At 70.3% G+C, this 26,338-nt stretch carries 20 protein-coding genes and 1 tRNA gene; 3 read left to right on the forward strand and 18 right to left on the reverse strand.

Annotated features, from left to right (window positions below):
• Positions 1-49: 49 nt before the first annotated feature.
• The 6 genes from Raf01_RS02840 to Raf01_RS02865 form a co-directional block, all read right to left on the reverse strand.
• Positions 50-1,672: a long-chain fatty acid--CoA ligase gene (locus Raf01_RS02840; protein ID WP_203916160.1), complete on the reverse strand. Its 1,623-nt coding sequence runs from the start codon at positions 1,670-1,672 to the stop codon at positions 50-52.
• A gap of 200 nt (positions 1,673-1,872) precedes the next feature.
• Entirely contained in the window at positions 1,873-3,486 is a 1,614-nt protein-coding gene (locus Raf01_RS02845) for an MDR family MFS transporter (protein ID WP_203916084.1), read from the reverse strand.
• Positions 3,483-3,935: a MarR family winged helix-turn-helix transcriptional regulator gene (locus Raf01_RS02850; RefSeq protein WP_203916085.1), complete on the reverse strand. Its 453-nt coding sequence runs from the start codon at positions 3,933-3,935 to the stop codon at positions 3,483-3,485. Before Raf01_RS02850 ends, Raf01_RS02845 begins: the two co-directional genes overlap by 4 nt.
• Before the next feature lie 211 nt (positions 3,936-4,146).
• On the reverse strand, positions 4,147-4,524 hold the full coding sequence (locus Raf01_RS02855; protein WP_203916086.1) for a hypothetical protein: 378 nt from the start codon (positions 4,522-4,524) through the stop codon (positions 4,147-4,149).
• A gap of 156 nt (positions 4,525-4,680) precedes the next feature.
• The gene (locus Raf01_RS02860; protein ID WP_203916087.1) at positions 4,681-6,912 is read right to left on the reverse strand and encodes a putative bifunctional diguanylate cyclase/phosphodiesterase; all 2,232 of its coding nucleotides are present in this window, start codon (positions 6,910-6,912) and stop codon (positions 4,681-4,683) included.
• A gap of 286 nt (positions 6,913-7,198) precedes the next feature.
• Positions 7,199-7,274 (reverse strand) — tRNA-Thr (locus tag Raf01_RS02865).
• Between the two features lie 336 nt (positions 7,275-7,610).
• On the opposite strand from Raf01_RS02865, the gene Raf01_RS02870 reads away from it, so the two are divergent.
• Entirely contained in the window at positions 7,611-9,305 is a 1,695-nt protein-coding gene (locus Raf01_RS02870) for a metallophosphoesterase family protein (RefSeq protein ID WP_203916088.1), read from the forward strand.
• 8 nt (positions 9,306-9,313) lie between these two features.
• On the opposite strand, the gene Raf01_RS02875 is transcribed toward Raf01_RS02870, so the two are convergent.
• The 6 genes from Raf01_RS02875 to tmk all read right to left on the reverse strand — a co-directional run bounded on the left by Raf01_RS02875 (position 9,314) and on the right by tmk (position 15,160).
• Positions 9,314-10,144, reverse strand: a complete 831-nt coding sequence (locus Raf01_RS02875; RefSeq protein ID WP_203916089.1) for a PSP1 domain-containing protein — start codon at positions 10,142-10,144, stop codon at positions 9,314-9,316.
• A 73-nt stretch (positions 10,145-10,217) separates the two neighbouring features.
• Positions 10,218-11,018 (reverse strand): hypothetical protein, encoded by an 801-nt coding sequence (locus Raf01_RS02880; protein ID WP_203916090.1) that lies wholly within the window; start codon positions 11,016-11,018, stop codon positions 10,218-10,220.
• Positions 11,018-11,326: a type VII secretion target gene (locus Raf01_RS02885; RefSeq protein WP_203916091.1), complete on the reverse strand. Its 309-nt coding sequence runs from the start codon at positions 11,324-11,326 to the stop codon at positions 11,018-11,020. Before Raf01_RS02885 ends, Raf01_RS02880 begins: the two co-directional genes overlap by 1 nt.
• The gene (locus Raf01_RS02890; protein WP_203916092.1) at positions 11,313-11,651 is read right to left on the reverse strand and encodes a YbaB/EbfC family nucleoid-associated protein; all 339 of its coding nucleotides are present in this window, start codon (positions 11,649-11,651) and stop codon (positions 11,313-11,315) included. Before Raf01_RS02890 ends, Raf01_RS02885 begins: the two co-directional genes overlap by 14 nt.
• A 78-nt stretch (positions 11,652-11,729) precedes the next feature.
• The gene (locus Raf01_RS02895; protein ID WP_203916093.1) at positions 11,730-12,911 is read right to left on the reverse strand and encodes a DNA polymerase III subunit delta'; all 1,182 of its coding nucleotides are present in this window, start codon (positions 12,909-12,911) and stop codon (positions 11,730-11,732) included.
• Positions 12,908-15,160, reverse strand: a complete 2,253-nt coding sequence (gene tmk, locus Raf01_RS02900) for a dTMP kinase (protein WP_239133312.1) — start codon at positions 15,158-15,160, stop codon at positions 12,908-12,910. The genes Raf01_RS02895 and tmk overlap by 4 nt, the downstream gene beginning before the upstream one ends.
• Positions 15,161-15,535: 375 nt before the next feature.
• On the opposite strand from tmk, the gene Raf01_RS02905 reads away from it, so the two are divergent.
• Complete coding sequence (locus Raf01_RS02905) at positions 15,536-16,756, forward strand: amino acid deaminase/aldolase (protein WP_203916094.1); 1,221 nt, start codon at positions 15,536-15,538, stop codon at positions 16,754-16,756.
• A gap of 39 nt (positions 16,757-16,795) precedes the next feature.
• On the opposite strand, the gene Raf01_RS02910 is transcribed toward Raf01_RS02905, so the two are convergent.
• Positions 16,796-17,356 (reverse strand): TetR/AcrR family transcriptional regulator, encoded by a 561-nt coding sequence (locus Raf01_RS02910; protein ID WP_203916095.1) that lies wholly within the window; start codon positions 17,354-17,356, stop codon positions 16,796-16,798.
• Positions 17,357-17,580: 224 nt separating this feature from the next.
• Here Raf01_RS02910 and Raf01_RS02915 point away from each other — a divergent pair, with 224 nt between their 5' ends.
• Positions 17,581-18,882 carry a D-arabinono-1,4-lactone oxidase gene (locus Raf01_RS02915; protein WP_203916096.1) on the forward strand — a complete coding sequence of 434 codons (1,302 nt, stop codon included), beginning with the start codon at positions 17,581-17,583 and terminating at the stop codon, positions 18,880-18,882.
• Between the two features lie 15 nt (positions 18,883-18,897).
• Here the strand turns inward: Raf01_RS02915 and topA are convergent, their stop codons facing one another.
• The 5 genes from topA to Raf01_RS02940 form a co-directional block, all read right to left on the reverse strand.
• The gene (gene topA / locus Raf01_RS02920; RefSeq protein WP_373319440.1) at positions 18,898-21,681 is read right to left on the reverse strand and encodes a type I DNA topoisomerase; all 2,784 of its coding nucleotides are present in this window, start codon (positions 21,679-21,681) and stop codon (positions 18,898-18,900) included.
• A 193-nt stretch (positions 21,682-21,874) separates the two neighbouring features.
• Complete coding sequence (locus Raf01_RS02925; protein WP_203916098.1) at positions 21,875-22,459, reverse strand: hypothetical protein; 585 nt, start codon at positions 22,457-22,459, stop codon at positions 21,875-21,877.
• A 25-nt stretch (positions 22,460-22,484) separates the two neighbouring features.
• On the reverse strand, positions 22,485-23,012 hold the full coding sequence (locus tag Raf01_RS02930) for a hypothetical protein (protein WP_203916099.1): 528 nt from the start codon (positions 23,010-23,012) through the stop codon (positions 22,485-22,487).
• A gap of 153 nt (positions 23,013-23,165) precedes the next feature.
• Complete coding sequence (locus Raf01_RS02935; protein ID WP_203916100.1) at positions 23,166-25,562, reverse strand: sodium-translocating pyrophosphatase; 2,397 nt, start codon at positions 25,560-25,562, stop codon at positions 23,166-23,168.
• Positions 25,563-25,831: 269 nt separating this feature from the next.
• Positions 25,832-26,338, reverse strand: a complete 507-nt coding sequence (locus tag Raf01_RS02940; RefSeq protein ID WP_203916101.1) for an ATP-binding protein — start codon at positions 26,336-26,338, stop codon at positions 25,832-25,834.

Raw genomic sequence — 26,338 nt, forward strand, 5'->3', positions numbered from 1 at the left:
CCGGCGCGCACCTCCCGGCCACGCCGGCCCGTCTACCTGGCGCCGTCGCTCAGCCGGCCATCCGCACGTCCAGGGCGCCGTCCGCGTACTGCGCGCGGACCACCTTCTTGTCGAACTTGCCGACGCTGGTCCTGGGTACCGCCTCGATGAACGCCCACCGCTCCGGCACTTGCCAGTTCGCCACCCGGCCGGCGAGAAACTCGCGCAACTCGTCGACCGTGACGGCGGCCGACTCGCGGAGCACCACGGCGGCCAGCGGTCGCTCGTCCCACCGGGGATCCGGTACCCCGATCACGCACGCCTCCAGCACGGCCGGGTGCGCCATCAGGTGGTTCTCCAGATCCATGCTGGAGATCCACTCGCCGCCCGACTTGATGACATCCTTCGCCCGGTCGGTCAACGTCAGGAAGCCGTCGGCAGACAGCGTGCCGACGTCGCCGGTACGCAGCCAGCCGTCGCGGAACTTGTCCGGGTCGGGTACGTCGTCGCCGAGGTACCGCGCGGTCACCCAGGGGCCCCGGACCTCCACCTCGCCGACCGCCTGGCCGTCGTTGGGCTGTACGTCGCCGAGCGGCCCGACGATCCGCGCCTGGACCGAGGCCGGGAACAGGCCCTGTGTGTACCGGTAGTTCCAGGCTTCCTGGCCGTCCACGAGCGCCGGGGTACGGGACACCGAACCGAGCGGGGACATCTCGGTCATCCCCCAGGCGTGCAGGATCTCGACGCCGTAGCGCTCCGAGAACGCGTGCATCAACGCCGGTGGGCAGGCCGAGCCACCGACCACGACCTCCTTGAGCGACGAGACGTCGGCGTCCGGATGCGAGTCCAGGTATGCCAGCAGGTCGGTCCAGATGGTCGGTACCGCCCCGGCCAGGTTGGGCCGCTCGCTCTTGATCATCTCCGCGAGCGGGGCGGCCTGCAGGAACCGGTCCGGCATGATCAGCGAGGCGCCGGCCATGAACGCCGCATAGGGCACCCCCCACGCCATCGCGTGGAACATCGGCACGATGGCCAGCTCGCGGGAGTGCGTGGTGAGCCCGAACGCCGCCGGCGAGCAGACCTGCATCGAGTGCAGCCAGATGGACCGGTGCGAGTAGGCCACGCCCTTGGGGTTCCCGGTGGTACCCGACGTGTAGCACAGGGCCGCCGCGTCGCGCTCGTCCAAATCGGGCCAGTCGTACTCGGTGGGCTTGCCAGACAGCAGCGCCTCCCACCGGTGTACCGGTATCCCCGTCGCTTCCAGCGGGCCGGCGTCACCTCCGCCGACCACCACCACGTGCTCCACGGTCGGCATCTGGGGCAGGCTCTTCGCGAGCAGCGGGACCAGCGTCGAGTCGACGATCACCACCCGGTCCTCGGCATGCGTCGCGATGTACGCCAGTTGCTCGGGAAACAGCCGGATGTTGAGGGTGTGCAGCACCGCACCCATGCTGGGGATCGCGAAGTAGGCGACCAGGTGCTCGGCGTTGTTCCACATGAACGTGCCGACCCGCTGGTCGCCCACCACGCCGAGGTCGTCGTGCAGCGCGTGGGCCAGTTGGGCGGCCTGGGCGCCGACCTCGGCGTACGTAGTGCGCCGGGCACCGTCCGCCGTCCAGGTCACCACCTCGGACCTGCCGTGCACGCCGCGGCCGTACTCGAGAAGCCGGGAGATCTGGAGTGGGAGATCCATCATCGTGCTACGCATGATCACACGTTAGTGGCGAGCGTCACACCGGGCCAGTGGCAAAACGGTCCGGTTACCGGGATCCGTTCCCGGCAACCGGACCGTCAGCGGCCCGCCCCGCCACAGAGCGGCTGGGCTCAGACTCTGCTTCCGTTGGTTGTGCTCGCCTACGCCACAGACCGGCTCCGGCTGCGCTCAGGCGATGCTCAGCCGATGAGCGCCTCGGCCGCCGCCTCGCGGTACTCGCCGTCCTGCTCGCCGCCCGGCTGGCCTGCACCGCGAAGCTCGCTGTTCGGCAGGACCAGGCAGAGCACCACCGCGATCAGCGCGACCAGGCCCGCGACCAGGAAGATCGGGTGCAGCGTGTCGACGAAGCCGTGCTGGATCGCCGAACGCAGCGGGCCGGGCAGCGCCTTGATCGACGCCGGGTCGTTGATCGAGATGTTGTTCGCCTGTCCGGCGAAGTGCCGCGCCACGTCCGGCGGCAGTTGCTTGAGCGCCGCCGTGACCAGCGGAGCCAGCGCGCTGCTCAGCTTGTTGCTCAGCACAGCGCCCAGCGCCGCGACACCCACCGAGCCGCCCAGCGAGCGGAAGAACGTGGCGGTCGCGGTACCCGAGCCCATGTCGCGCAGGGACAGCGAGTTCTGTACCGCCAGGATCAGCGGCTGCATCGACAGGCCCAGACCGATGCCGATCACCAGCATGTAGATGAACGACAGCCACAGCGGGGTGTCCACCTGCAACTGGGTGAACAGCAGCAGGCCGGCGGCGAGGATGACGGTACCGGCGATCGTGCTCCACTTGTACTTCCCGAGCTTGCTGATCACGCGGCCCGAGACGATCGAGGTCACGATCACGCCGGCCATCATCGGCAGCATCAGCAGACCGGACTTGGTGGGCGTCGCGCCCTTGACGATCTGCAGGTACAGCGGCACATAGATGATCGCGCCGAACATGCTGAAGCCGAGGATGAACGTCGCCGCGTTGGAGATCGAGAAGCTCGGGATCTTGAACAGCCGCAGCGGCAGGATCGGCTCCGACGCACGCGATTCGACAAACATGAATCCCGCCGCGAGAACCACGAACGCGATCAGCAGGCCGAGCACCTTCGCGGAGGTCCAGGCCCAGCCCGTGCTACCGCCGAAGGACAGCGCGAGCAGCAGGCAGATCACGCTGAGGACCATGAGAATCGAGCCCTGCCAGTCCACCTTGTGCTCGCGCTTGACGTGCGGCACCAGCCGCAGCACCGAGTAGCACACGAAGATCGCGAGGATCGCCAGCGGCACGTTGATGTAGAAGATCCAACGCCAGTCGTGCTGCGCGAAGTACCCGCCGACGAGCGGGCCCGCCACGCTGGACAGGCCGAAGACCGCGCCGAAGATGCCCTGGTACCGAGGCCGGTCGCGGGGCGGCAGGACGTCCGAGACGATGGTGAACGCCAAGGTCATCAGACCACCGGCACCCAGACCCTGGATCCCGCGGAACAGGATCAGCTCGGTCATGTTCTGCGACAACCCGGCCAGCAGCGAGCCGACGAGGAAGGTGCCGATGGCGAACATCAGCAGCGGCCGGCGACCGTACAGGTCGGACACCTTGCCGTACAACGGGGTGGACGCGGTCGAGGCCAGCAGGTAGGCGGTGACCACCCATGAGTAGTGGTTGATCCCGCCCAGCTTGCCGACGATCGTCGGCAGTGCGGTACCGACGATGGTCTGGTCCAGCGCGGCCAGCAACATGCCGGTCATCAGACCGGCCATCAACAGAAGGATCTGCCGGTGACTCAGCTGTGGCCGGGTCTGGTGCCCGACGGCCGTACTCATCTTTTCTCCTGTCCCGATGTGGCGATCGTTTCGTTGAGCCGCGTGAACAGCCTGGTGAACTCGGCCCGCTCCTCGGCGGTCCAGTCCGCGAGCAGGTCGCGGAGCGCGGACAGCCACAGATCCCGGTTACGGGCGAACACCTCGTGGCCGCTGGCCGTGGCTCCGACCAGTACGGCCCGCTTGTCGGTGGGATCGGGCGAGCGCCCGACCAAGCCGGCCGACTCCAGCGCGCCGACCTGACGGCTGACCGTCGACAGGTCGAGACACACGTCATCGGCCAGCGCGGACAGCCGGGCCGGACCGCCGCTGGCGATCCGGCTCAGCAAGATATAAGCGCCCCGCTCCAGGTCGAGACCGTCCGGTGGAACGCGAAGGCTCGCATAGAACCGGTCAGCCCGACGAAGGAAGATGCCGAATTGACGCCCGATCTCGACGTGATCGTCCGGCAAAAGTTGTTCCCCGCAATCCCCCGAGATACTTGCTCCGCACAAGCATTTCTCGACAGCGGTCCCACTGACAACCGAAATAGCCCTGGTGTGGGCTAGCTCTCTCCCAATCGGGCCGCTTGACCGGCCCGCCCACAAACCAGGCGGACCTGACGGCCCTAACTCTCTCTCCCAATCGGGCCGCTTGACCGGCCCGCCCAAGAACGAGGCGGCCCTACGACATACTCGCGAGGCCGCTCGGCCTGCCGACCGTGTTCAGCACGTACACGGCCTTGTCCGGTTCCAGCGCGGCCGCGAGCGCGGTGGCCCGTTCCTCGGCCGCCTGGCGCGCGGCTTCCGCCTGCCGACGAGCTTCTTCGGCTTCCCTCTTACCCGAGGCACCCGCCTGTACGCCGAGGAAGCCTCCGAGGATGGTCCCGACCGTGCCGGTGATGACGCCCAGCGCGGCGCCCACCTCGGTACCGGTCTTGTACCGGTACACGGCCACCCCGAAGAACAGGAGCATGGCCGCGATGGCGACGAACACCGCCAGGAACGCGTACCCGCCGCTGCCCCGCGAGCGCTCGCCGGAACTCTTCTTACTGCTGGACATGGGCGTCCCACCCCCTGGATCGCCTGGAACTGACGGATCGACTTTAGTCCCGATTTGGGCTATCTACGGCGTTTGGCGTAGTTCGGGGCAAATGGTCGAGACGCTCCGGTCCGAGGCGTGATGGCCATCGTGCTGGCCGCAGCGCTCGGGTAGGGATCAGTTGGCCGCCGCGGCGTCCAGCGGGGCGGCTTCGCCCTGGCTCGGTGCGCGCCCCGTCCCGCCCTGGCGCGGCACGCGCACGATCTCACCCTGGCGCGGCATGCGCCCGATTTCCTCCGCCGGCACCGGCCGGCCGAACAGCCAGCCCTGCCCGCAGTCGCAGCCCAGGTCGCGCAGCCAAGCCTCCTGTGCCGCCGTCTCCACGCCCTCCGCGGTCGCGGACAGCCCGAGCCCGTGAGCCAGGCCGACCAGCGTGGCCACGATCCGGTCGCGCGCCGGATCGGCCGGCTGCGAGTCCCAGAGCCCCTCGATGAACTGCGCGGCCAGCTTCAGGTTGTGTACCGGCAGGTCACACAGGTACGCGAAGTTGGAGTACCCGGTGCCGAAATCGTCGATCGCGATCCGGACTCCCATGGCGACCAGGGCGCGCAGCATCCGGATGGGCTCGCCGGTGGTGTCCATGACCGCACTCTCGGTCAGTTCGAGCTGCAGCAGCCGGGGTTCGAGCCCGGTCTGGCGGAGCACGTCCCGTACCGTGTCGGCGAGGTCCGGCTGGTGAATCTGGCGTACCGACAGGTTGACGCTCACCACCAGGTCGGGCTCACCGTCCCGCTGCCAGCTCCGGGCCTGCCGGCACGCCTCCGCCAGCACCCAGCGGCCCAGCGGCACGATCAACCCGCTCGCCTCGGCCACTTCGATGAACTGGTCGGGCAGCAACCGGCCGAGCGTCGGGTGCTGCCACCGGACCAGCGCCTCCACGCCCAGCAGCGCCCGGTCGGCAAGCCGCACCAGCGGCTGGTACTCGACGACGAACTCACCCCGCTCCAGCGCCGCCGGCATGGTCGCGGACAGCGTGTACCGGGTGACCTCGCGTGCGTGCCGGTCCTCGTCAAAGAGTGCCCAGCGGCGGCCGCCGGCCGACTTCGCCCAGAACAGAGTGGTGTCCGCGGCCTTCATCATGTCCTCGACGTCGCTGCCGCGCACGGCGCGCTCCACCACGCCCACGCTCGCGCCGACGGTCAGCTCCTGGCCGGCGATCGGGACCGGAGCCTCCAGCGCGGCGAGCACGTCGCGTGCCACCCCGACGACCTGCTCGGTATCCGTCGAGTCGGAGACGAGCACGACGAACTCGTCACCCCCGATCCGGGCAACGAAGTGCCCGAGGCGGGAGACCGCGACTTCCAGCCGAGCGGCGATCGCGGCCAGCAGACGGTCGCCGAGGTCGTGGCCGAGGGTGTCGTTGACCACCTTGAAGTCGTCCAGATCCAGGTAACAGAGCCCGACCCTGCGGTCCCGGTCGGTGGCGGCGAACAGCTCGTTCATGCGCTCCAGGAACAGCCGCCGGTTGGGCAGGCCGGTCAGTGGGTCGTGCCGCGCCTCGTGGCGCAGCCGGGCGTGCAGCCGCTGCCGGTCGGTGACGTCCTGGATCATCGCCACCGTGTATCGGGGCCGGCCGTCCCGGTCGCGCAGCAGGGACAGGGTCATCTCGGTGTAGACGGTGCTGCCGTCCCTGCGCCGGTAACGCCGGTTGCGGCGGATGTAGTCCACCTCGCCGCCGATCACCTGCTGGTACCCGTCCCAGCTGGACGGCTCGTCGTCCGGGTGCGACAGGTCCCACACGGTCAGCTGTCGCAGCTCCTCGATCGGGTACCCGAGCAGGTCGGCCAGGGCCTGGTTCGCCTCCAGGATCCGGCCGCTGATGTCGGCGATACCGATCCCGATCGCGGCACTGGCGAACACCGCCCGGAACCGCGCCTCGGCCTGGGCCTGCGCGGCGGCCAGCGCGTCCCATGCCTGCTCCTGGTCGTCGAGGGTGCGCCGGCGCAGCGCCCAGGTGTACCCGCTGGCCAGCGCGCCCTGAAGCCCGGCGATCCGGCCGGCGGTGTCGCGCGGCTCGGGATCGGCGGTCGGTTGCCCTCTCCGGGCGTCCGCTTGGGCGTCCACAGCGCCGGCAAACTCCGTGCCGAGCAGCGCGACGGTCCGGCTGAGCGCGTCCGGGTTGAGAAAGTGCGCGTCGACGAGCGCCGCTCCCACCCGCCGCGCGGAATCGGCGGAGAACGGCCGCGCGGACAGCGCCGCGATCAGTTGGTCGGTGAGGCCACGCAGCAGCTCGCTCAGCGCGGCGGAGCTCATCGGGACATAGCTGGTCCCGCCGATCGCCCGCGCCCACGCGTCGACGAAACGGTCCCGACCGGATCCGGCTGTCGAGCCGGACCCGTTGCGTCCCATAAGGCCCTCCCCCAGTGCCCCGCGGCAACGCCTACCTCCGCGGCGACGCGTGCGTACGCGACGACGCGCGGCATGCCCGCGCGGTGCGAGCATATTGCCATCGACAACGCCTCGGGAACCCGCCGACAGTACCGGCCGATCCGCCGGGACTTTGATGCCTGTCAACGTATTCCCCGACTGGGCCTGCGGTAATCGTCGAGAGTCGCGACCCGAACACGTACCGTTTCCAACCCGGAAACCACGAAAGGCCGGAGCTGAACTCCGGCCTTTGCGTGCGCGTCGCGCGTGGAGCCGCCTGTCGGAATCGAACCGACGACCTCATTATTACGAGTAATGTGCTCTACCGACTGAGCTAAGGCGGCGCGAGACCCGTTGAGTCTACGCGACGCGGTCATGGCGGGCCCACCGGGTATCGGCAAGGTCGTCTCGGATCCCGAGGTGTTCCCAAACCGTTACGATGTTGATCGTCATACCGGGTTTTTCCTGGCCAAAGGCATGATCGAGATGCCTGGCGCGACCGGTCGCGCTGCTACCCCGGCCGCACATCATTGATTACCCTGCACACGCATGACCAATCGAGCAAACGACCGCCCGACCGCGGCGCCCCGCCGACCGGTCCTCGGGTGCGCGACGGCGGCGGCAGCTCAGCGTCCCTCGCGGCCGGCAGCCCGGCGCCGCCCGACCTCGCGGGCGACCGCATGACCATCGACGACCAGCCGGTCACCGAGCCACGACCGCGCACCTTCGACCCCAAGGAACTGGGCTTCCGCCCGCAGCCCCCGGTCGGTTGGCTCCAGCCCGTCCAGCTCTCGGGCACCGCGCTGCGGGTCATCCTGTCGCAGATGTTCGGCGCGTACCTCGACAAGCGCGAGCTGCAGAACACGCTGCCGGCCAGGGTCTACGACGAGGGCGCCGACCGGGACGAACTGTGGTTCGACTATGTCGCCGACCTCGGCGACGGATTCAACCCCACCTACACGGTGGCCTACCTGCTCGCCCAGCCCAGCCTCACGGTCGATGGGCATGAGCTGCCCCGGGGCAAGGTGCTGATGATGGGCGGCGACGAGGTGTACCCGACCGCGAGCACCGGTGCGTACGAGGACCGTACGAAGGGGCCGTACAAGGCGGCGCTGCCGTGCGCGTACGGCGCGGACCAACCCCAGCTGTACGCGCTGCCGGGCAACCACGACTGGTACGACGGCCTGACCGCGTTCCTGCGGCTGTTCGCGAAGAACGAGGCGGACAGCATCGGCGGCTGGGTCAACGCGCAGGCCCGCTCGTACTTCGCCATCTCGCTGCCGCACAAGTGGTGGCTGCTGGCCATCGACACCCAGTTCGGCGCGTACCTGGACGACCCGCAGTTGCGCTACTTCCGGGACGTCGCGGCCCGGCTGGACGCCGACGATCGGCTGATCCTGTGCTCGTCGACGCCGGGGTGGGTCGAGGCGATCGACGACGCGAGCGCCTACGACGCCATCGACTATTTCATGCGTACCGTCGTCGAGCCGACCGGCGCCAAGGTAAAGCTGATGCTCTCCGGGGACCTCCACCACTACGCCCGGTACGAGGGGCCGGACCGCCAGCTGATCACCTGCGGCGGCGGCGGCGCCTACCTGTACCCGACGCACAAGCTGCCCGAAGAGATCATGGTGCCGCCGCCGGTCAGCAGGTCGCGCCGGCAGAGCCCGATCAAGCGGTACGGGCTGGCCACCACGTACCCCTCGAAGGCGAGGTCGCGGCGCTACGCCACCAGCGTGTTCACCAGCGTCCTGGCCCGTAACTCCAGCTTCGCCGCGCTGCTCGGTGCCGTGCACACCCTGTATGCGATGGCCCTGGTCGAGCTGATGCGCCACCCGTCCGGAACGGCGCAACGCCTGTTCACCATCCCGGCGGCGCTGATGGGCCTGCTGATCATCGGCGGGGCCACGTTCTTCGCGATGCCGTCCAAGGGCGGTAAACAGTCGAAACACTGGATGTTCGGCGTCGGACACGGGCTGGCGCATGCCGCTCTCGGCGTGCTCGGCGCCTGGGCGTGGCTGCACCTGCCGTTCGGTGACTGGGTCTGGCCGCTGCCGCTGTTGGCCGCCGTGGTCATCTACCTGCCGGTGTCCGGCCTGATCGCGCTCGAACTCTTCTGCCTCTACCTGCTGCTGGCCAGTACGGCCCGGGTGAACCTGAACGAGCTGTTCGCCGGGCAGTCCATTGTGGACTCAAAGTGCTTCCTGCGGCTGCGTTTCGACCGGGATGGCTCGCTGACCATCTACCCGATCGGGATCGACCGGGTCAATCTCGGCTGGGAGGTCGCGCCGGACGCGCCGCAGACGCAGTCGTGGATCGAACCCACGAGGCCGATCGACATCCACCTGATCGAGCAACCGCTGCGGATCGAGTAACGGCCGGTTCAGCGGCTCTCGTACGCCTGGCGGGGGCCGCACACCGAGGCCCGGCTGCACGAACAGCGCGAACCGTCGGCGTCCATGCGGACGACGACCGAGTCGCGCGGCACGCTGTGCCCGACCACCCGGCCGTCACCGTCCGGAGTGGACACTCGGGTGCCCACCGCCGGGGCGGCGGCCTGGAACTGCTGGTACAGCGGGTGCTCGTACTTCAGGCAGCACATCAGGCGGCCACACGCGCCCGAAATGCGCAGCGGATTGAGCGGGAGGTCCTGGTCCTTCGCCATCCGGATGGTGACCGGCTCGAAGTCGGTCAGGAACGTGGCGCAGCACAGGTCGCGTCCGCACGAGCCGATCCCGCCCTGGACCCGCGCCGAGTCCCGGGCGGAGAGCTGGCGCAGCTCGACCCGGCAGTGCAGGGTGGCGCCCAGGTCGCGGACCAGCGACCGGAAGTCGACCCGATGCGGCGCGGTGAAGTAGATGGTGGTCCGGCCGCCCGAGCCCCCGGCGCTTTCCAGCACGTGGTCGACCGCGACCACCTTCATCGGGAGTTCGTGCTCGCGGATCAGCCGCTTGGCGGCGGTCTTGGCCTCCGCCTTCCGTTTGCGCATCAGCTCGTCGCGGCGCAGGTCGTCGTCGCCGGCCACGCCGAGCAGCTGAGGGAAGCCGTCGGTTTCCTCGGAGACCCACTGCGGCGCCCATACGCACTCGGCGACCTCGGCGCCGTCGTCCGTGGGGACCAGCACCTTGTCACCGACGCTGATCGACAGGTCGCCGGGGTTGAGGTAATACAGCCGGCCGTACCGATTGAAGCTGACCGCACACAGCATTCCCATCAAGCCACCTTATCCCGGTTTGGTGCGCCGGAGACCAGGCGTGATGCGGCCGGCACGCACAGGCAACGGGCAGTCAGCCGATTTCCAACCGCCCGTGAACGCTGGTCGCCATCGGGGCCTGGGCCGGAAAGGGCAGGTCGTCGAGCCGGCCGGCCCACGCGTCGAGGACGCGCCGGCCATCGTCCAGGATCTCGGCCGCGCCACCGAGGATGTGCGCGCCGAGGTCGGCCGCCGCCCGGGCGGCGTCGCGGGACGTGGCGGTCGGTCCGTCAAGGGCGCCGGCCGGTCCGCCGGCCGCTCCGGCGGTGACGCCACCCCCGATGCCGATGCCCGCGAGGTTGCTGACCGCGCCGGCAATGCCCGCGATGTCGCTGCCCGTGCCGGTATGGCCGGTGCCCGGGGCCAGGGAGGCCCGCAGGGTCGCCGCCTCGGCCGAGCCCAGGCACTCGGCCAGCGTGCCGGCCAGCGCTCGGCGCCCCCGGGCCAGCCAGGCGCCGACCTCGTCGAGGTATGAAGCGGTCGCGTCCAACCGGCCGGCCATGCTGGCCGAGTCGCCGGCCAGGTATCCAGAGAGTGTCGACCACCGGGCGGCGAAGCTCTCCGCGGCCGGGCCGCGCCAGGCCGCCGGCATCGGTGCCGACGCCTGCCCGGTCTCGTAGCCCTCGGACTGGCGGCGCAGAGCATCACCGGCCACGACGAGCGGATCGGCGGTCACCGCGGCGAGTTGCGTGACAACGTCGCCCGGCAGCGCGCCGACCCGGCGCAGCAGCGGCAACACCGGATGGTCGGCCGGTGCACCGGCGGCGATCAGCGTGGCGTCGATCCGGTCGAGCAGGGCGCCGGCAGCGGGGTGGATGCGGTCGAGGAGGTCCATCACGGCGCTCCCGCCCGTCGGTGCCGGCGGTGCGCCGCGTCCTCGGCGTCGCGGTAGCCATCGGCCGCGGTGCGCAGCGCGCCGGCCAGGTCGGTGAGCCGGGCACCGGCCGCCGCCGCCTCCCGCTCCCGGGCAGCCAGCGCGGCCCTCCACTGGGCGTGCAGAGCCCGGCCAAGCTCGCCCAGGCGGCCGGAAGCGTCGCCCGCGAACGCCTCCGGACCCGGGTCGGTCCGGCCGAGCCGGTCCGCGGCGCCGGACACCTCGTCGCCGAGCGCTCCGATCCGGCCGGCCAGCTCATCGATCTCCATCGGCCCTCCTCAGCGGCCGGTATTCGCTGAACGTCTCGGCGTGCAGCGTGGTGCGGGCCCAGGCGGCGGCGTCGGCGGCGGCCGACACGGCCTGCCGGATCGAACGGGACAGCTCGGCGTTGGTGCGGCCGGTGAGGTCACCGGTGACGGTCACGTCGCGGATGGCTCCGTCGGCGGTCACCACGACCTCCACGAGGCCGTCGGGGGAGCTGACCGTTACCTCGGCGGTGCGCACCGCCTTCTCGAACTCGGCGAGCCGGGCGTCGAGGCGCTGGTAGCGCTCGATGGCCTCCTCGATGAAGTGCTCGTCGATCTCGCGCCCCATGAGGGTCACCGTACGGCACCTCAGGGTAGTGGGAAACCCCGCGATCCGGGCCTGTGGATAACTCCGCGGCAGCCGGGGTCAGCCGCGCCAGAGGGCGAGCATCATGGCCTCGACCGCGATGCGCGGCTTGACGTTCAGCTCGATCTCGGCCCGGCAGGCGAGTACCGCCTCCAGCCGGCGCAGGGTGCTCTCGGGAGTCCAGCGCGCGGCCGCCTGCGCCGCGACTTCGACGCTGTCGGCGTGCACCGGTGCCACCGGTGCGGCCAGCTTGTCCACGAGCACGTCCCGGTAGAACCCGGCCAGGTCGACCAGGGCCCGATCCAGGGCGTCCCGTTGAGCCCGGGTGGCCCGCGACTTCTGCCGCCGCTCCAGTTCCCTGATGGCGCCCGTCATGCCGCGCGCGGCGGACGCCGCGCCCTTGCCGGTACCGCCGGCCCCCAACGCGGTCTGCAGATCGGCGCGTTCCCTGGCGTCGACCTCGACCACCGCGGCGGCCGCCTCGCTCTCCGCCGCCTCGATCAGTGACGACGCGGCGTCGAAGGCCGCGCCGATTCCGGTGAGCCGGCGCGGTACCCCGAGCACCTTGTCCCGGCTCGCTCGGGCCTGCGGGTCGCGCGCCAGCCGGCGGGCGCGGCCGACGTGCCCCTGCGCCGCGGCGGCGGCCCAGGCCGCCTCGGCCGGGTCGATGCCGTCCCGGTTGACGAGTACCGAGGCGACTGCCTCCGCGGGCGGCTGGCGCAGAGTCACCACCCGGCACCGGGAGCGGACGGTCACCGAGATGTCATCCGGGTGGGTGGACGGCGTACAGAGCAGGAAGACCGTACGCGGCGGCGGTTCCTCGATCGCCTTGAGCAGCGCGTTGCCGGCCGCCTCGGTGAGCCGGTCGGCATCCTCGATCAGCAGTACCTGCCAGCGGCCCTGGCTCGGTGCGCTGGCCGCCCGCAGTACCAGGGCACGCATCTCGCCGACCCCGATGGTCAGCCCCTCGGGGACCACGAACCGGACGTCGGCATGCGTACCGGCGAGCGTGGTGTGGCACGCCGCGCAGGTACCGCAGCCCTGATCGGCGCACTGCAGAGCGGCGGCGAACGCGCGGGCGGCCACCGACCGGCCCGACCCCGGCGGCCCGGTGAAGATCCACGCGTGGGTCATGCCCTGCGCCGGTTCGCCGCGCACCACGGCAGCGGCCGCTGCCGCCGCGCGACGCAGCGTGTCGATAGCGTCGTGCTGGCCGACGAGCGAGTCGAAGACCCCGGTCACGACGGCGACCGGCTCTCCAGCGTGGACAGCGGCCCTTCAAGCACCTTGGTGGGCTGATCGGGACCGTCGGGCGCGACGTCGCTGGCCAGGCCGCCGTCCGGCGCCTGCGGGCCCTCCCCGGCCTCGGGCCGCTGCCCGGGCTCGGACTCCGGCCCGGCCGACGGCTCCTGCCCAGCCGATGGCTCGGCCGACGGCTCCGGCGCGGCCGGCGGCTGCGCTGGGCTCGGCGCGGCCGGCCCGACCATGCCGACCACCCGATCGGCCACCAGCCCGGCCACCACCTCCGGCGGCCGGCTCGCGTCCAGCACCAGGTACCGGTTCGGGTCCGCCGAGGCCAGGTCGAGGAAGGCGTACCGGACCCGCTCGTGGAACGGCAACTCCTCGGCCTCCAGGCGGTCCGCGTCCCCGGCACGGTTGCCGACCCGGGTCAGCCCGATGGACGGATCGATGTCCAGCAGCACGACCAGATCCGGCTTGAGGCCGCCGGTCGCCCACGCCGACAGCCACCGCACGTCGTCGACCGGCAGGGTACGGCCGGCCCCCTGGTAGGCCAGCGACGAGTCGACGTACCGGTCGCTGATCACGATCGCGCCCCTGGCCAGCGCCGGGCGTACCACGCTGGTGACGTGGTGCGCCCGATCGGCGGCGTACAGCAGCGCCTCGGCCCGCGGCGCGATCGCGCCACCGTCGACCGGTCCGGGATCGAGCAGCAGGCCGCGGATGCGCGCACCGACGTCGGTCGCGCCCGGTTCCCGGGTCACCACGACGTCGTGACCCTCCGCCCGCAACCGGTTGACCAACCGCTGTACCTGCGTGGACTTGCCGGCGCCCTCGCCACCCTCGAACACGATGAACCGGCCGACCCGTACCGACTGCTCGTTCAGCGACAGCGGGCGGCCCCGCACCGACCCGATCAGGTCCCGGAAGAGCGGTACGCCCTTCTTGTCGTCCATCTGGCGCAGCGCGGCGATGCCGGCGAGCACGCCGATCAGGCCGGCCGCGAACAGCAGCAGACGGGTGGTCGAGATCGGGACACCGAGCAGCCTGCGGGAGCCGCCGACGCCGGTGATCAGGGCGGACACCGACACGCTGAACAGCAGGGTCAGCTGGGCACCGACCTGGATGAAGGAGAACACCCGGCCACGGATGTCGTCGTTGACCTCACGCCCCATCAGCGTGGTACCGGCCAGCAGCGCCATGCCCGCGCCGATGCCCACGCCCACCGCGGCGACCACCGCGATGACCAGGTGCCAGGCGAACGCGAGGACGGCCACCGACAGCGCGGCGAGCACGATGGACAGCCCGAACCAGCGACGCCGGGACAACGCGCCGACCAGCCGGGGACCGCCGACGATGCCCAGCGCGAGGCCGATGAACAGGAACGCGAACAGCAGGGAGAAGCTGGACTCGCCACCGCCCAGCGACCGGGCGTAGAACTGCGCGGTACCAACGACCACGCCAGCGACCGCGAACGCGCACAGGATGCCCTGCACCAGCCCGCGCACCATCGGCGTCTTGCCCACGTAGGCCCAGCCGGCGATGAACTCACGCCAGAGGCTCGACTGCTTGGCCCGGCGCTCGGCGGACCGGCCGCTGATCTCCTTGATCCCGAAGAACACGGTCAGCGCGGTCGCCAGGAACGTCAGCGCGTCGAAGTACAGCGCCACATGCGTCGCGTTGATGGCGCCGTGCCCGGTGGCCCGGTGCAGCGACCCGAGGACGGTGTTGAGGGCGGCGAGCACGAGGCCGGCCAGCACCGGGGTGATGCCGTACGTGGTGGCCAGCGTCAGCTGGTTGGCCGACTCCAGCCGGCCCTTGGGCAGCAGGTTGGGTACCGAGGCGTCCTTGGCCGGGCCCCAGCCCATCTGCAGCGTCTCGATCATGAACGTCGCGATCGCGGCCCAGAGCACGATCAGCCTGGAGTCGCCGGTGACCAGGGTGATCCCGGGGATCGAGGCGAACAGCACGAACCGGCCGAGGTCACAGACCACCATCGTGTACCGGCGGTCCCACCGGTCCGCGACGACTCCGGCCAGCGGGCCCATGACCAGCGCGGGCAGCATGCGTACCGCGACCACCGAACCGAACGCGGCGCCCTGGGCCGCGGAGCCGGTCACCTGCTGGCTGGCGAACAGCGCCGAGCCGAGCAGGCCCAGCCAGTCACCGAGCGAGGAGAACCCGAGTACCAGCCATAGCCGGCGGAAGGGCCGGATCTGGAGGATCGCCTTTAACGCGGCGCCCCCCGACAAATCGACGGGTGATTGTGCTGGCGGATCCGGCGATTCCGTGCGCCGTTTCCGCGGCTCGGACGTCGTACCGATGGCCCTAACCTCCGCACCTGCCAGCTGTCGAGCAGCTCCCCATGGCGTTAACTGTAGCCGGGCTACCGATCGCCAGCGGATCGGCACTGCGTGTCGCCCTTGCTTTGTGGGGTCGACAAATTATCCCCGGCGCGAAACTCTCACGCAGGTCAGACGGTACGCACCCCGAATCGGTTCGGCAGCCGGCGGATCCACGCCGCGAAACGGCCCCGCCTATCGACAGACCGCTATGCGACACAAACCCGTCCCTCCGAATTACGCGAGACTGTTTCGTGTTAATCGCGGACCAGCTAGCGTGCTTTTGTGTCCAACGCAACGTCCGAGCGGGTTGCCCTGCTTACCCGCTACAACCGCGCCACTGTCGCGCTCGATCCGCCGTTCGCGGTCGTCGACCTCGACGCCTTCGACGCCAACGCCACCGAACTTGTGAAGCGATCGGCGGGCAAGCCGCTGCGCGTGGCCAGCAAGTCGGTGCGCTGCCGGCACCTGATCGGCCGCGCACTGGACGGGCCCGGCTGGCGCGGCGTGATGGCGTACACCCTGGCCGAGGCCGTCTGGCTGGTCGAGTCCGGAGTCAGCGAGGACGTGCTGGTCGGGTACCCGACCGCCGACCGGCTCACACTGCGCACCCTGGGTACCGATCCGAAGCTGGCCGCCTCGGTCACGCTCATGGTCGACAGCCCGGAGCAGCTCGACTTCATCGACGCGGCCGCGGGCGGGAGCGCCGCGCGGGAGACCATCCGAGTGTGCCTGGAACTGGACGCCTCGTGGCGGCCGGTCGGCCAGCGGCTGCACGTCGGGGTGCGCCGCTCACCGGTACACAGCGCCGAGCAGGCCGGTGCGCTGGCCGCCGCGGTGGCCGGCCGGCCCGGGTACCGGCTCGTCGGGCTGATGTCCTACGAGGCGCAGATCGCCGGCCTCGGCGACGCTCCGGCCGGCCAGCGGGCACGGGGTGCCGCGATCCGGTTCATCCAGCGCCGTTCGATGCCCGAGCTGGTAGCGCGCCGGGGCGCCGCGGTGGCCGCCGTACGGGAGCACGCCGAACTTGAGTTCGTCAACGGCGGCGGTACCGGCAGCGTGGCCGCGACCTCCGCGGACCCGGCGGTCACCGAGGTCACCGCCGGGTCGGGTCTGTACGGGCCGGCACTCTTCGACGGGTACCGCGCCTGGCGGCCCCGGCCGGCGGCGTTCTTCGCGCTGCCGGTCGTACGCCGTCCCGCACCCGGCATCGCCACCGTCCTCGGTGGAGGCTGGATCGCCTCGGGCGAGACCAGCCGCAGCCGACAGCCGGTGCCGTGGCTGCCGGAAGGGCTGTCGCTGATCGGCACCGAGGGCGCCGGTGAGGTGCAGACCCCGGTGACCGGACCGGCCGCCGACGCGTTGCGGGTCGGCGACCGGGTCTGGTTCCGTCACGCCAAGGCCGGAGAGCTGTGCGAGCACGTGGACACCGTGCACCTCGTCTCCGGCGATCGGATCGTCGACACGGTACCGACGTACCGCGGCGAGTCGCGGACGTTCCTCTAGGCCATTCCGCGCTGGCGCGCGGAGACCGGGACGGAGCTGTCAGCGGGAGATGGTGTTGACGTGTCGGTACAGGTACTCGCGGATCAGCGCCTTCGCCTCGGCCAGGACCGCCGGATCACCGTCCGGGTCCCGGCGGAAGGCCAGCTTGATCAGCGCGTCTCCGGCCTCCACGGCGATCCCGAGCGCGAAGTCCAGCCGGGGGCCGGACGCCGCGCCGAAGTGATCCACCAGCAGTCCGGCGAGTTGCTCGGCGATGATCGTGTTGTTGTCCCGCTCCTCGTCGAGGAGGTGGACGTCGACCACGTCGCCGAAGTGCAGGGTCCGGAAACCCGGCACCGCGCGGTGCATCGAGATGTACTCGTCGATCGCCGCGTCGACTACGTCCCACCAGTGCGTGAACTGGGTGTCGGCGAAGCGGGAGCTGATTCGTTGCAGGTACCCCTCGAGGTTGCGCAGGGTCAAAGCCTGCACGATCGCCCGCTTGTCGGGGAAGAACTGGTACACCGAACCGATCGCGACCCCTGCCCGCTCGGCGAGCAACGTGGTCGTCAACGACTCGTATCCGATCTCGTCTACCAGTTCGGCGCACGCATCCAGCATTCGCTTGACTCGCGCGACGCTGCGCTCCTGTACTGGAACACGGCGCAGCGGTCGGCTGGAAGCCTCGGTCGTCACTCTGCGCGCCACCCCTTCCGCGGCTACGGGCGATCCCGCCACTTGACGTCAAATCTACTCAGAGCAACGATGCCGGCGCGGCCTCGAAGTGCCCTGTTCGGCTTTAAAACACCCCAGATCGCGCGAGTCCACTTCAGCGAGGAGCCTCGATGAGCGTCAACCAGTGGCAGAACTGGGCTGGAAACCAGCGGGCGCAGGCCGCCCGAGTGGCACATCCGGCCAGCACGGACGAGGTATCTGCCCTGGTCAAGACGGTTGCGAATGAAGGACTGAAGATCAAGGCAGCGGGATCCGGACACTCGTTCACGTCCGCCGCGGTCGCCGACGGAGTCCGGGTCGAGCTGGACCGGCTCGCCGGCACGGTCTCGGTCAATCCAGCCACCCGGCGGATCACTGTCCAGGCCGGCATGCCACTGCGGGTACTCAACCAGGTGCTCGCCGGACACGGGCTGGCACTGCCGAACCTGGGCGACATCGACGTGCAGACGGTCGCCGGGGCGATCTCCACCGGTACCCACGGCACCGGCGGCCGGCTCGGCTGCCTGTCGACCTTCGTCGAGGCGCTGACCCTGGTCGCCGCCGACGGCTCGGTGATCCGGTGCTCGCCGACCGAGCGGCGGGAGGTCTTCGACGCGGCCCGGGTCGGGATCGGTGCCCTCGGAATCCTTACCGAGGTGACACTGCGTTGTGTAGACGCCTTCACGTTGCGCGCCGAGGAGCGCCCGGAACCGCTGGCCGACGTACTCGCGGCGCTCACCGAGCACATCGAAGGCAATGATCACTTCGAGATGTACTGGTTCCCGTACACCGACCGGGTGCAGACCAAGCGGAACAACCGGGTACCGGCCCACGACCGTCCACTTCCCCGGTTCCGGAGCTGGCTCGACGACGAGTTCCTGTCCAACACGGTGTTCGCCGGCGCCTGCCGGGTCGGCCGGGTGGTCCCGGCGCTGATACCGGGGATCACCGCGATCGAGGCCCGGGCGCTGACCGCGAGGATCTACACCGGACCGTCGCACGAGGTGTTCTGCACGCCGCGGCGGGTGCGCTTCGTGGAGATGGAGTACGGGGTACCGCGCGCCGCACTGCCGGAGGCATTCGAGGGGCTGCGGAAGGTCGTCGACCGGCTGCCGTTCAAGGTGATCTTCCCGGTCGAGGTGCGGGTGTCGGCGGCGGACGACATCTGGCTGTCCCACGGGTACGGGCGGGACAACGCGTACATCGCGGTCCACCAGTACGTCGGCATGCCGTACGAGCCGTACTTCCGCGGCTTCGAGGAGGTCGCCGAGAGCCTGGGCGGGCGGCCACACTGGGGCAAGATGCACTGGCGTACCCGCGAGGACCTCAGGCCGGCGTACCCGCGCTTCGACGACTTCCTCGCGGTACGCGACCAGCTCGACCCGGGCCGCGTGTTCGCCAACCGGTACACGTCGAGGGTCCTCGGGGACTGAGCCCCGAGGACGCCCCTAGGTCGTCTTCTTCGCGGCGGTCTTCTTGGCCGGTGCCGCCTTCTTGGCGGCGGTCTTCTTGGCCGCAGTGGCCTTCTTCGCCGTGGTGGTCTTCTTCGCGGTCGTGGTCTTGCCCGCGACCGCCTTCTTCTCCGCCGCGGTCTGCTTCTTCGCGGTGGTCTTCTTCGCCGCGGCCTTGGTGGCCTTCTTGCGGGCCGGAGCTGGCCCCTTGGCCCGCTTCTCGGCCAGCATCTCCGAGCCCTGCTCCACGGACATGGTCTCGGGCGTCTGACCCCGCCGCAGCGAGGCGTTGGTCTCGCCGTCGGTCACGTACGGCCCGAACCGGCCGTCCTTGATCACCAGCGGCTTGTCCGTCAGCGGGTCGGGGCCCAGCTCGCGCAGCGGCGGCGCGGCCGGCCGGCGCTGGCGGGTCTTCGGCGCGGCCAGCAGTGCCAGGGCCTCGTCCAGGCTCACCGTGAACAGCTGCGACTCGTCGGCCAGCGACCGGAAGTCGTCGCCCCGCTTCACGTACGGCCCATACCGGCCCGCCCCCGCGAACACCTCGGCGCCCCCGGGGTCCTTGCCCAGCAGCCGGGGCAGCGAGAGCAGCTGCAGGGCGTCGGCCAGCGACACCGCCTCCGGCGACTGATTACGCAGCAGCGAGGCGTTGCGCTCCCCGCTGGACACGTACGGGCCGAACCGACCCGACTTGATCACGACCAGCTCGCCGGTCTCCGGGTGCTCGCCCAGCTTCCGCTCGCCGCCGCCGCCCAGGAACAGTTCGTCGACCTTCGCCGGACTCAGCTCGTCCGGGGCGATGCCGTCCGGCAACGACGTCCGATCGTCCTCGCCGGGCTCCTGGCCGGGCACCGTACGCTGCAGGTACGGCCCGTACCGGCCGACCCGCACCACGACGTCCCGCTCGGAGTCGTCCCGGAACAGCGGGATGGAGTTGACCCCACGGGCGTCGATCTCGCCGAGGTTCTCGGTGACCATCTTCCGCAGGCCACCCGCCCTGGCGATCGAACCCTCGTCGCCCACCCCGCCGAAGTAGAACGCGGTCAGGAAGTCCAGCGCCGATGCCTCGCCGTCGGCGATGTCGTCGAGCTCGTTTTCCATCGAGGCGGTGAACTGGTAGTCCACCAGCCGGGGGAAGTGCCCCTCCAGCAGGTTGGTCACCGCGAACGCGGTGAACGACGGGATCAGCGCCTGACCCCGTTTGAACACGTACCCGCGGTCCTGGATGGTGGCCATGATGTTGGCGTACGTCGACGGCCGGCCGATGCCCAACTCCTCCAGCGCCTTGACCAACGACGCCTCCGTGTAGCGGGCCGGTGGCTGGGTGGTGTGGCCGACCGGGTTGAGCCTGTCGGCGCGCAGCGGCTGATCCTTGACCAGGGTCGGCAGCCGGCGCTCGGCGTCCTCCGCCTCGGCCTCCTCGTCGTCGCTGGACTCCACGTAGGCGCGCAGGAAGCCGGGGTCGGTGATCGTCTTACCGGTCGCCCCGAAGTCGCACTCCTCGTTGTTCGTGGAAACGGCCCGGATGCGCACCGACACCGACGAGCCGACCGCGTCGGTCATCTGCGAGGCGATGGTCCGCCGCCAGATCAGCTCGTAGAGCCTGAACTCCTCGGTGGACAGCTCGTTCGCCACCTCGCCCGGGGTGCGGAAGGTGTCCCCGGCCGGGCGGATGGCCTCGTGCGCCTCCTGAGCGTTTTTCACCTTGGACGTGTACCGGCGCGGCTGCGGCGGCACGAACCGGTCGCCGTACAGCTCCTGGACCTGGGCCCGGGCAGCGGTGATGGCCGACTCGGAGAGGTTCACCGAGTCGGTACGCATATAGGTGATGTAGCCGTTCTCGTACAGGCGCTGTGCCGTACGCATCGTCTGCGCGGAGGAGAACCGCATCTTGCGGGCGGCCTCCTGCTGCAGCGTGGAGGTGATGAACGGCGGGTAGGGCCGGCGCCGGTACGGCTTCTCCTCGACCCTGACGACCTTGAACGACTGGTTCTCCAGCCGGCCGGCCAACCCGCGGGCGGCCGCCTCGTCCAGGTGCACCACGTCGCTGCGGGCCCGGCCGGTGGTCGGCTCGAAGTCCCGGCCGGTGGCGATCCGGTCGCCGTCCAGCGAGATCAGCGTGGCGGAGAAGCCCCGGGGCCCGTCCGCAGGGGCGTCGAGCATCGCGAGGTCGGCGATGATGTCCCAGTACTCCGCCGAGCGGAACGCCATCCGCTGCTTCTCGCGATCCACCACGATCCGTGTGGCCACCGACTGCACCCGGCCCGCCGACAGCCGTGGCATGACCTTCTTCCACAGCACCGGCGAGACCTCGTACCCGTACAGGCGGTCCAAGATCCGCCGGTACTCGTACGCGTTGACCAGGGCGCGGTCGATCTCCCGGGGGCTGGCCACGGCCGCCTGGATCGCCGGCTTCGTGATCTCGTGGAAGACCATCCGCTTGACCGGGACCTTGGGCTTGATCGTCTCCAGCAGGTGCCAGGCGATGGCCTCGCCCTCGCGGTCCTCATCTGTCGCCAGGTAGACCTCGTCCACCTCTTTGGCCAGCTTGGTCAGGCGGGTGATCTGCTGCTTCCGGTCGCTGGAAACCACGTAAAGCGGCGCAAAACCGTTGTCGACGTCCACGCCCAGCCGGGCCCACGGCAGCGACTTATACTTCGCTGGCACGTCGGCCGCGTTGCGCGGCAGGTCCCGGACATGGCCCAGGCTCGCCTCGACCACATACCCGGGGCCTAGGTAACCCGAGATCGTCTTGGCCTTCGCCGGGGACTCGACGATGACCAAGCGCTTAGCGTCGTGCGGCACGGCACTCCCAGTTGCTCATGGACACGGTGTTCAAACGTAACCCAGCGGTGTCCGGAACCGGGCGTACCGGGCCCTGCCAGGCGGCGTCACCGTACACCCAACTCCGCCGGTGACTCACGTCACGGCACCGATCATGCCCCGAACGCGTGATTCGCACCTCGGATTCCGGCCGCTACCGAGATGCCGGCCACGCCTCTGCGGGAACCTCGGCTGGACGGTCGCCGACAAGCTCGGCAAGCCTTCCGATCCGGCGCCGGCCGGCGATCCGGTACGCGGGTCCGCCGGCCCTGGTACCCAGCAGAACTGCCGGTAATCCGACACTCGCGAGCGCCACGCCGACCGGCTCCCAGGCCGGCTCGTCGGACGGTCCCAGCCGGAGGGTGAAGCCGAGTTGGTCGCCGTGCCCGGCAGCGATCACCCACAGCCGCAGGCGCCGGCCATCCAGCCCGAACCCGGGCGGCGGCAGCTTCACCGCACCCCGCAGCCAGGCCGCGCCCAGCGGGGCCAGGGTGCTGGAGTATGCCGTCCGGACGCCGATGTGCTGCTCGACCGTGGACACCAGGGTCGCCGGTACCCCGCGTTGTGCCAGCTCGGCGTGCAGCACCCGGCCCCGCCACAGGTCACCGACCACGACGGAGACCCGGGCGGTGCCGCCCATCCGGACCACCTGACCCGGCCCGGCCAGCAGCCCTTCGAGGTCGGCCGGTGCCGGTGGCGCCGCCTCGACCCCGAATATGGACAGCTGCTTCACCTGCATCCCGGCCTCACCGCATCCCCGCCCGCTACCCGCACTCCGGTACTGCTTCGAACTCCTCACGCAGTTCCGTCGACGTGAGCGCGCCGGTGTTGAGCCCCGCCTGCGAGTACTCCTTGTCGAGGGTGCCGACCGCGGCGGCCACGCCGTCGTAGAACGGCTTCGGCTGGCTGGTCGGGAGTGCCGCGACCGTGTGGTGCGCCTTGTCGTACGCGTCGCGTACGTGGGCCAGCGCGGACACGAACCGGTTGGCGATCACCTTGCCCCCGTCGACGTCGGGCACCCCGGCGGCGGCGACCTTCACCCGCGCGCTTTCCGTGGAGTCCCGGGCGCCGTCGAACAGCCGGATCATGTTGTCCCTGGTCTGCACCGGGGTCTTCGCGTCCTTCATCTGCGCCGCGGCCTGGCTGTTGAGCTGTGAAATGCTGGCCCGCCACGGGGACAGTGCCCGGCACACCTCGGTGGCCCAGGTCTTGGCCGGCGTGGCATCGCTGCCGCACGCGGCGACCGTTGCCACCACACCGAAGGCCGCCAGGGACGCGAGCATGCGACGCATGCCCGTCACTGTACGACTGTTCGATTGCCGGCGGTGTCTGGCGGAGGCTGCGGGGCGCGTGGCGTACCGGCCGGAGGCCGCCAGCGGGCCCGAAACGACGGCGCCGGCCCCGCGGGAACCCCGCGGAGCCGGCGCCGGTCTGCCAGCAGGCTCTTACACCTTGGCGGCTTCGGCGTCCTCGCTCGTGTTCGCCGAACCGTCGCCCGGCGTCGCGCCGCCGTTCGTGGCGGCCGCGATGTCCTCCTCCGAGGCCACCGACATCGGCTTGCGCTTGTTGATGGTCACCGCGACCACGATGATCAGCAGGGCCAGCACCGCGACCAGGATGCGCAGCGGGGTGTTCTTGTCGCTCCCCACGCTCCACATGACCACGGCCGGTGCGATCAGCAGCGAGACCAGGTTCATCACCTTGAGCAGCGGGTTGATCGCCGGGCCGGCGGTGTCCTTGAACGGGTCACCGACGGTGTCACCGATGACCGTGGCGGCATGGGCGTCCGAGCCCTTGCCGCCGAACTTGCCGTCCTCGATCATCTTCTTGGCGTTGTCCCAGGCACCACCGGAGTTGGCCAGGAACACGGCCATCAGGGTCCCGGCACCGATCGCCCCGGCCAGGTAGCTGGCCAGCGCGCCGATGCCCAGGCCGAAGCCGACCGCGATCGGCGCCAACACCGCGAGGAGGCCAGGCGTGATCAGCTCACGCTGGGCGTCCCTGGTGCAGATGTCGACCACCCGGCCGTACTCGGGCCGCTGGGTGCCGTTCATGATCCCGGGGAAGTCCCGGAACTGCCGCCGTACCTCGAAGACGACCGCACCGGCCGACCGGGACACGGCGTTGATGGCCAGTCCGGAGAAGAAGAACACCACGGCCGCGCCGAACAGCAATCCGACGAGGTTGCGCGGGTTGGACACGTTGAGGATCTGGTCAAGCGACTCGGTGACCTTCGCCTTGGTCAACGCCGTACCGACGGTGTCCGTGTACGACCCGAACAGCGCGGTGGCCGCGAGTACGGCCGTGGCGATCGCGATACCCTTGGTGATCGCCTTCGTGGTGTTGCCCACCGCGTCCAGGTCGGTGAGCACCCGGGCGCCATCCTCGTCGATCTCACCGGACATCTCCGCGATGCCCTGAGCGTTGTCGGAGATCGGGCCGAAGGTGTCCATGGCCACGATCACGCCGACCGTGGTCAGCAGGCCGGTGCCGGCCATGGCGATCGCGAACAGGGACAGCACGGTCGAGCCGCCGCCGAGCAGGAACGCGCCGTACACACCGGCGCCGATGACCAGCGCCGAGTACACGGCCGACTCGTACCCGATCGAGATACCGGCCAGGACCACGGTGGCCGGACCGGTCAGCGAGCTCTTGCCGATGTCCTGCACCGGACGCCGGTCGACCTCGGTGAAGTAGCCGGTCAGCGCCTGGATGATGGCCGCCAGCACGATACCGATGATGACCGCGATGATCGCGACCACCGGCGGGGAGAGCCGCAGGTTGTCGGTGGGGGCCAGGCCCAGGGCGGTCCGCCAGCTGTCGCCGAGCAGGTCCGACCAGTTCTTCGGCAGGTACAGCCACGCGGCCACCGCGCTCAACACCGCCGAGATGCCGGCGGAGATGAAGAACGCTCGGTTGATCGCGGTCAGACCATTTCGGTCGGACGCACGCAGCCGGGTGATGAACACGCCGATGATCGCGGTGAGCACACCGATCGTCGGAACGATCAGCGGGAACACCAGTCCGTACTCGCCGAACGCGGCCTTGCCCAGGATCAGGGCGGCCACGAGCGTCACCGCGTACGACTCGAAGAGGTCCGCGGCCATGCCGGCGCAGTCGCCGACGTTGTCGCCCACGTTGTCCGCGATGGTGGCGGCGTTACGCGGGTCGTCCTCGGGAATCCCCTGCTCGACCTTCCCGACCAGGTCGGCGCCGACGTCGGCCGCCTTGGTGAAGATGCCGCCGCCGACCCGCATGAACATGGCCAGCAACGCCGCGCCGAAGCCGAAGCCCTCCAGCACGGTTGGCGCGTCGCCCTTGTAGATGAGCACGACGATCGCCGCACCGAGCAGGCCGAGCCCGACGGTGAGGAAGCCGACCACGCCGCCGGTGCGGAACGCGATCTGCATTGCCCGCTCGCGGCTGCCCTGACCGGTGTTGGCGGCCGCCGCGACCCGGAGATTCGCCCTGGTGGCCAGGGCCATGCCCGCGCCACCGATGAACGCGCTGAACAGTGCGCCCACCACGAAGAAGGCAGACCGTCCGATCTTGACCGACAGGCCGCCCTCGTTGACCGGGAGCAGGAACAGCAGAATGACGGCAATGATCACGAACACGCCGAGGGTCTTGAACTGGCGGAAGAGGTACGCGGTCGCGCCCTCCTGCACAGCCCCGGCGATCTCTTGCATTTTCTGGGTACCCTTACCGGTTGCGAGAACCGCCCTAACCAGGGCGAACGCAAAGCCCAACGCCACCAGCGCGATAACCGCGGCGACTATGACGTAGGACAGGTTGCTACCGGTAAGGGGCAGCTCGCTGGCAGCGAGGGATCCCTCGGACATCTATGTCCTCCTGTACCGATATGTGCGTCATCGCCCGGTCAGTGGCGATGACAGACTCTACGCGGGAGTAACCGCGCCCCTGCCCCGCAAACGCGGGGACAAGGATTAGCTGATGACCCGGGGTACTCTAGTCGGCCGCCGTGGGCCTGGTCACACCGCCGTACCCATGTGTCCCCTGCTGGGGCCGGTGCGGGGGTTCCGGCGGGCCCACCCGAGCACAGCCGGAGCCGGGTTGTGGCGGAGGCGGGCAAAGGCTCGACCGTACGGGCTCAGCCCCGCCCGCCCGACCCGTTCCGGCCCGACGGCATGGGCCACGACATCCGTACCTCGGTGCCCGGACCATGATCCGCCGGGCGTACCGTCAGGTCCTCGACCAGGCCGGCGAGCAGGGCCAACCTCATTCCCACGGTGACCGCCTCCTCGGTGGCCGGATCCGGGCTGGCCACCTGTCCCGGGGGCTCCTCGAGGAGCGCGACGGGGTCGGCGAGTTCGGCCGGGTCACCGAGCGCCTGACCGAGCGCGGCGTCGATCGGTGCACGGTCGATGACCCGTACCGTGAACCGGTCGTCGTCGCCGAGCGCCACCTCGACGAGGTCGGCGATCGAGTGGTCGCGATGCAGGGCGACGGCACGTGAACACGCCTCACCGATCGCCAAACGGATCTCGTCGAACAGTTCGGAGGCCACCCCGGCGCGACGGGCGACCGCGACGCCCACCAGGCGTGCGGTGCGTACATGAGCCGGCGCGGGCGTGAAGGACAACCTGACCGTCGGCAT

Origin of the sequence: Rugosimonospora africana (assembly GCF_016862975.1) — a bacterium.
Taxonomy (GTDB): Bacteria; Actinomycetota; Actinomycetes; order Mycobacteriales; family Micromonosporaceae; genus Rugosimonospora; species Rugosimonospora africana.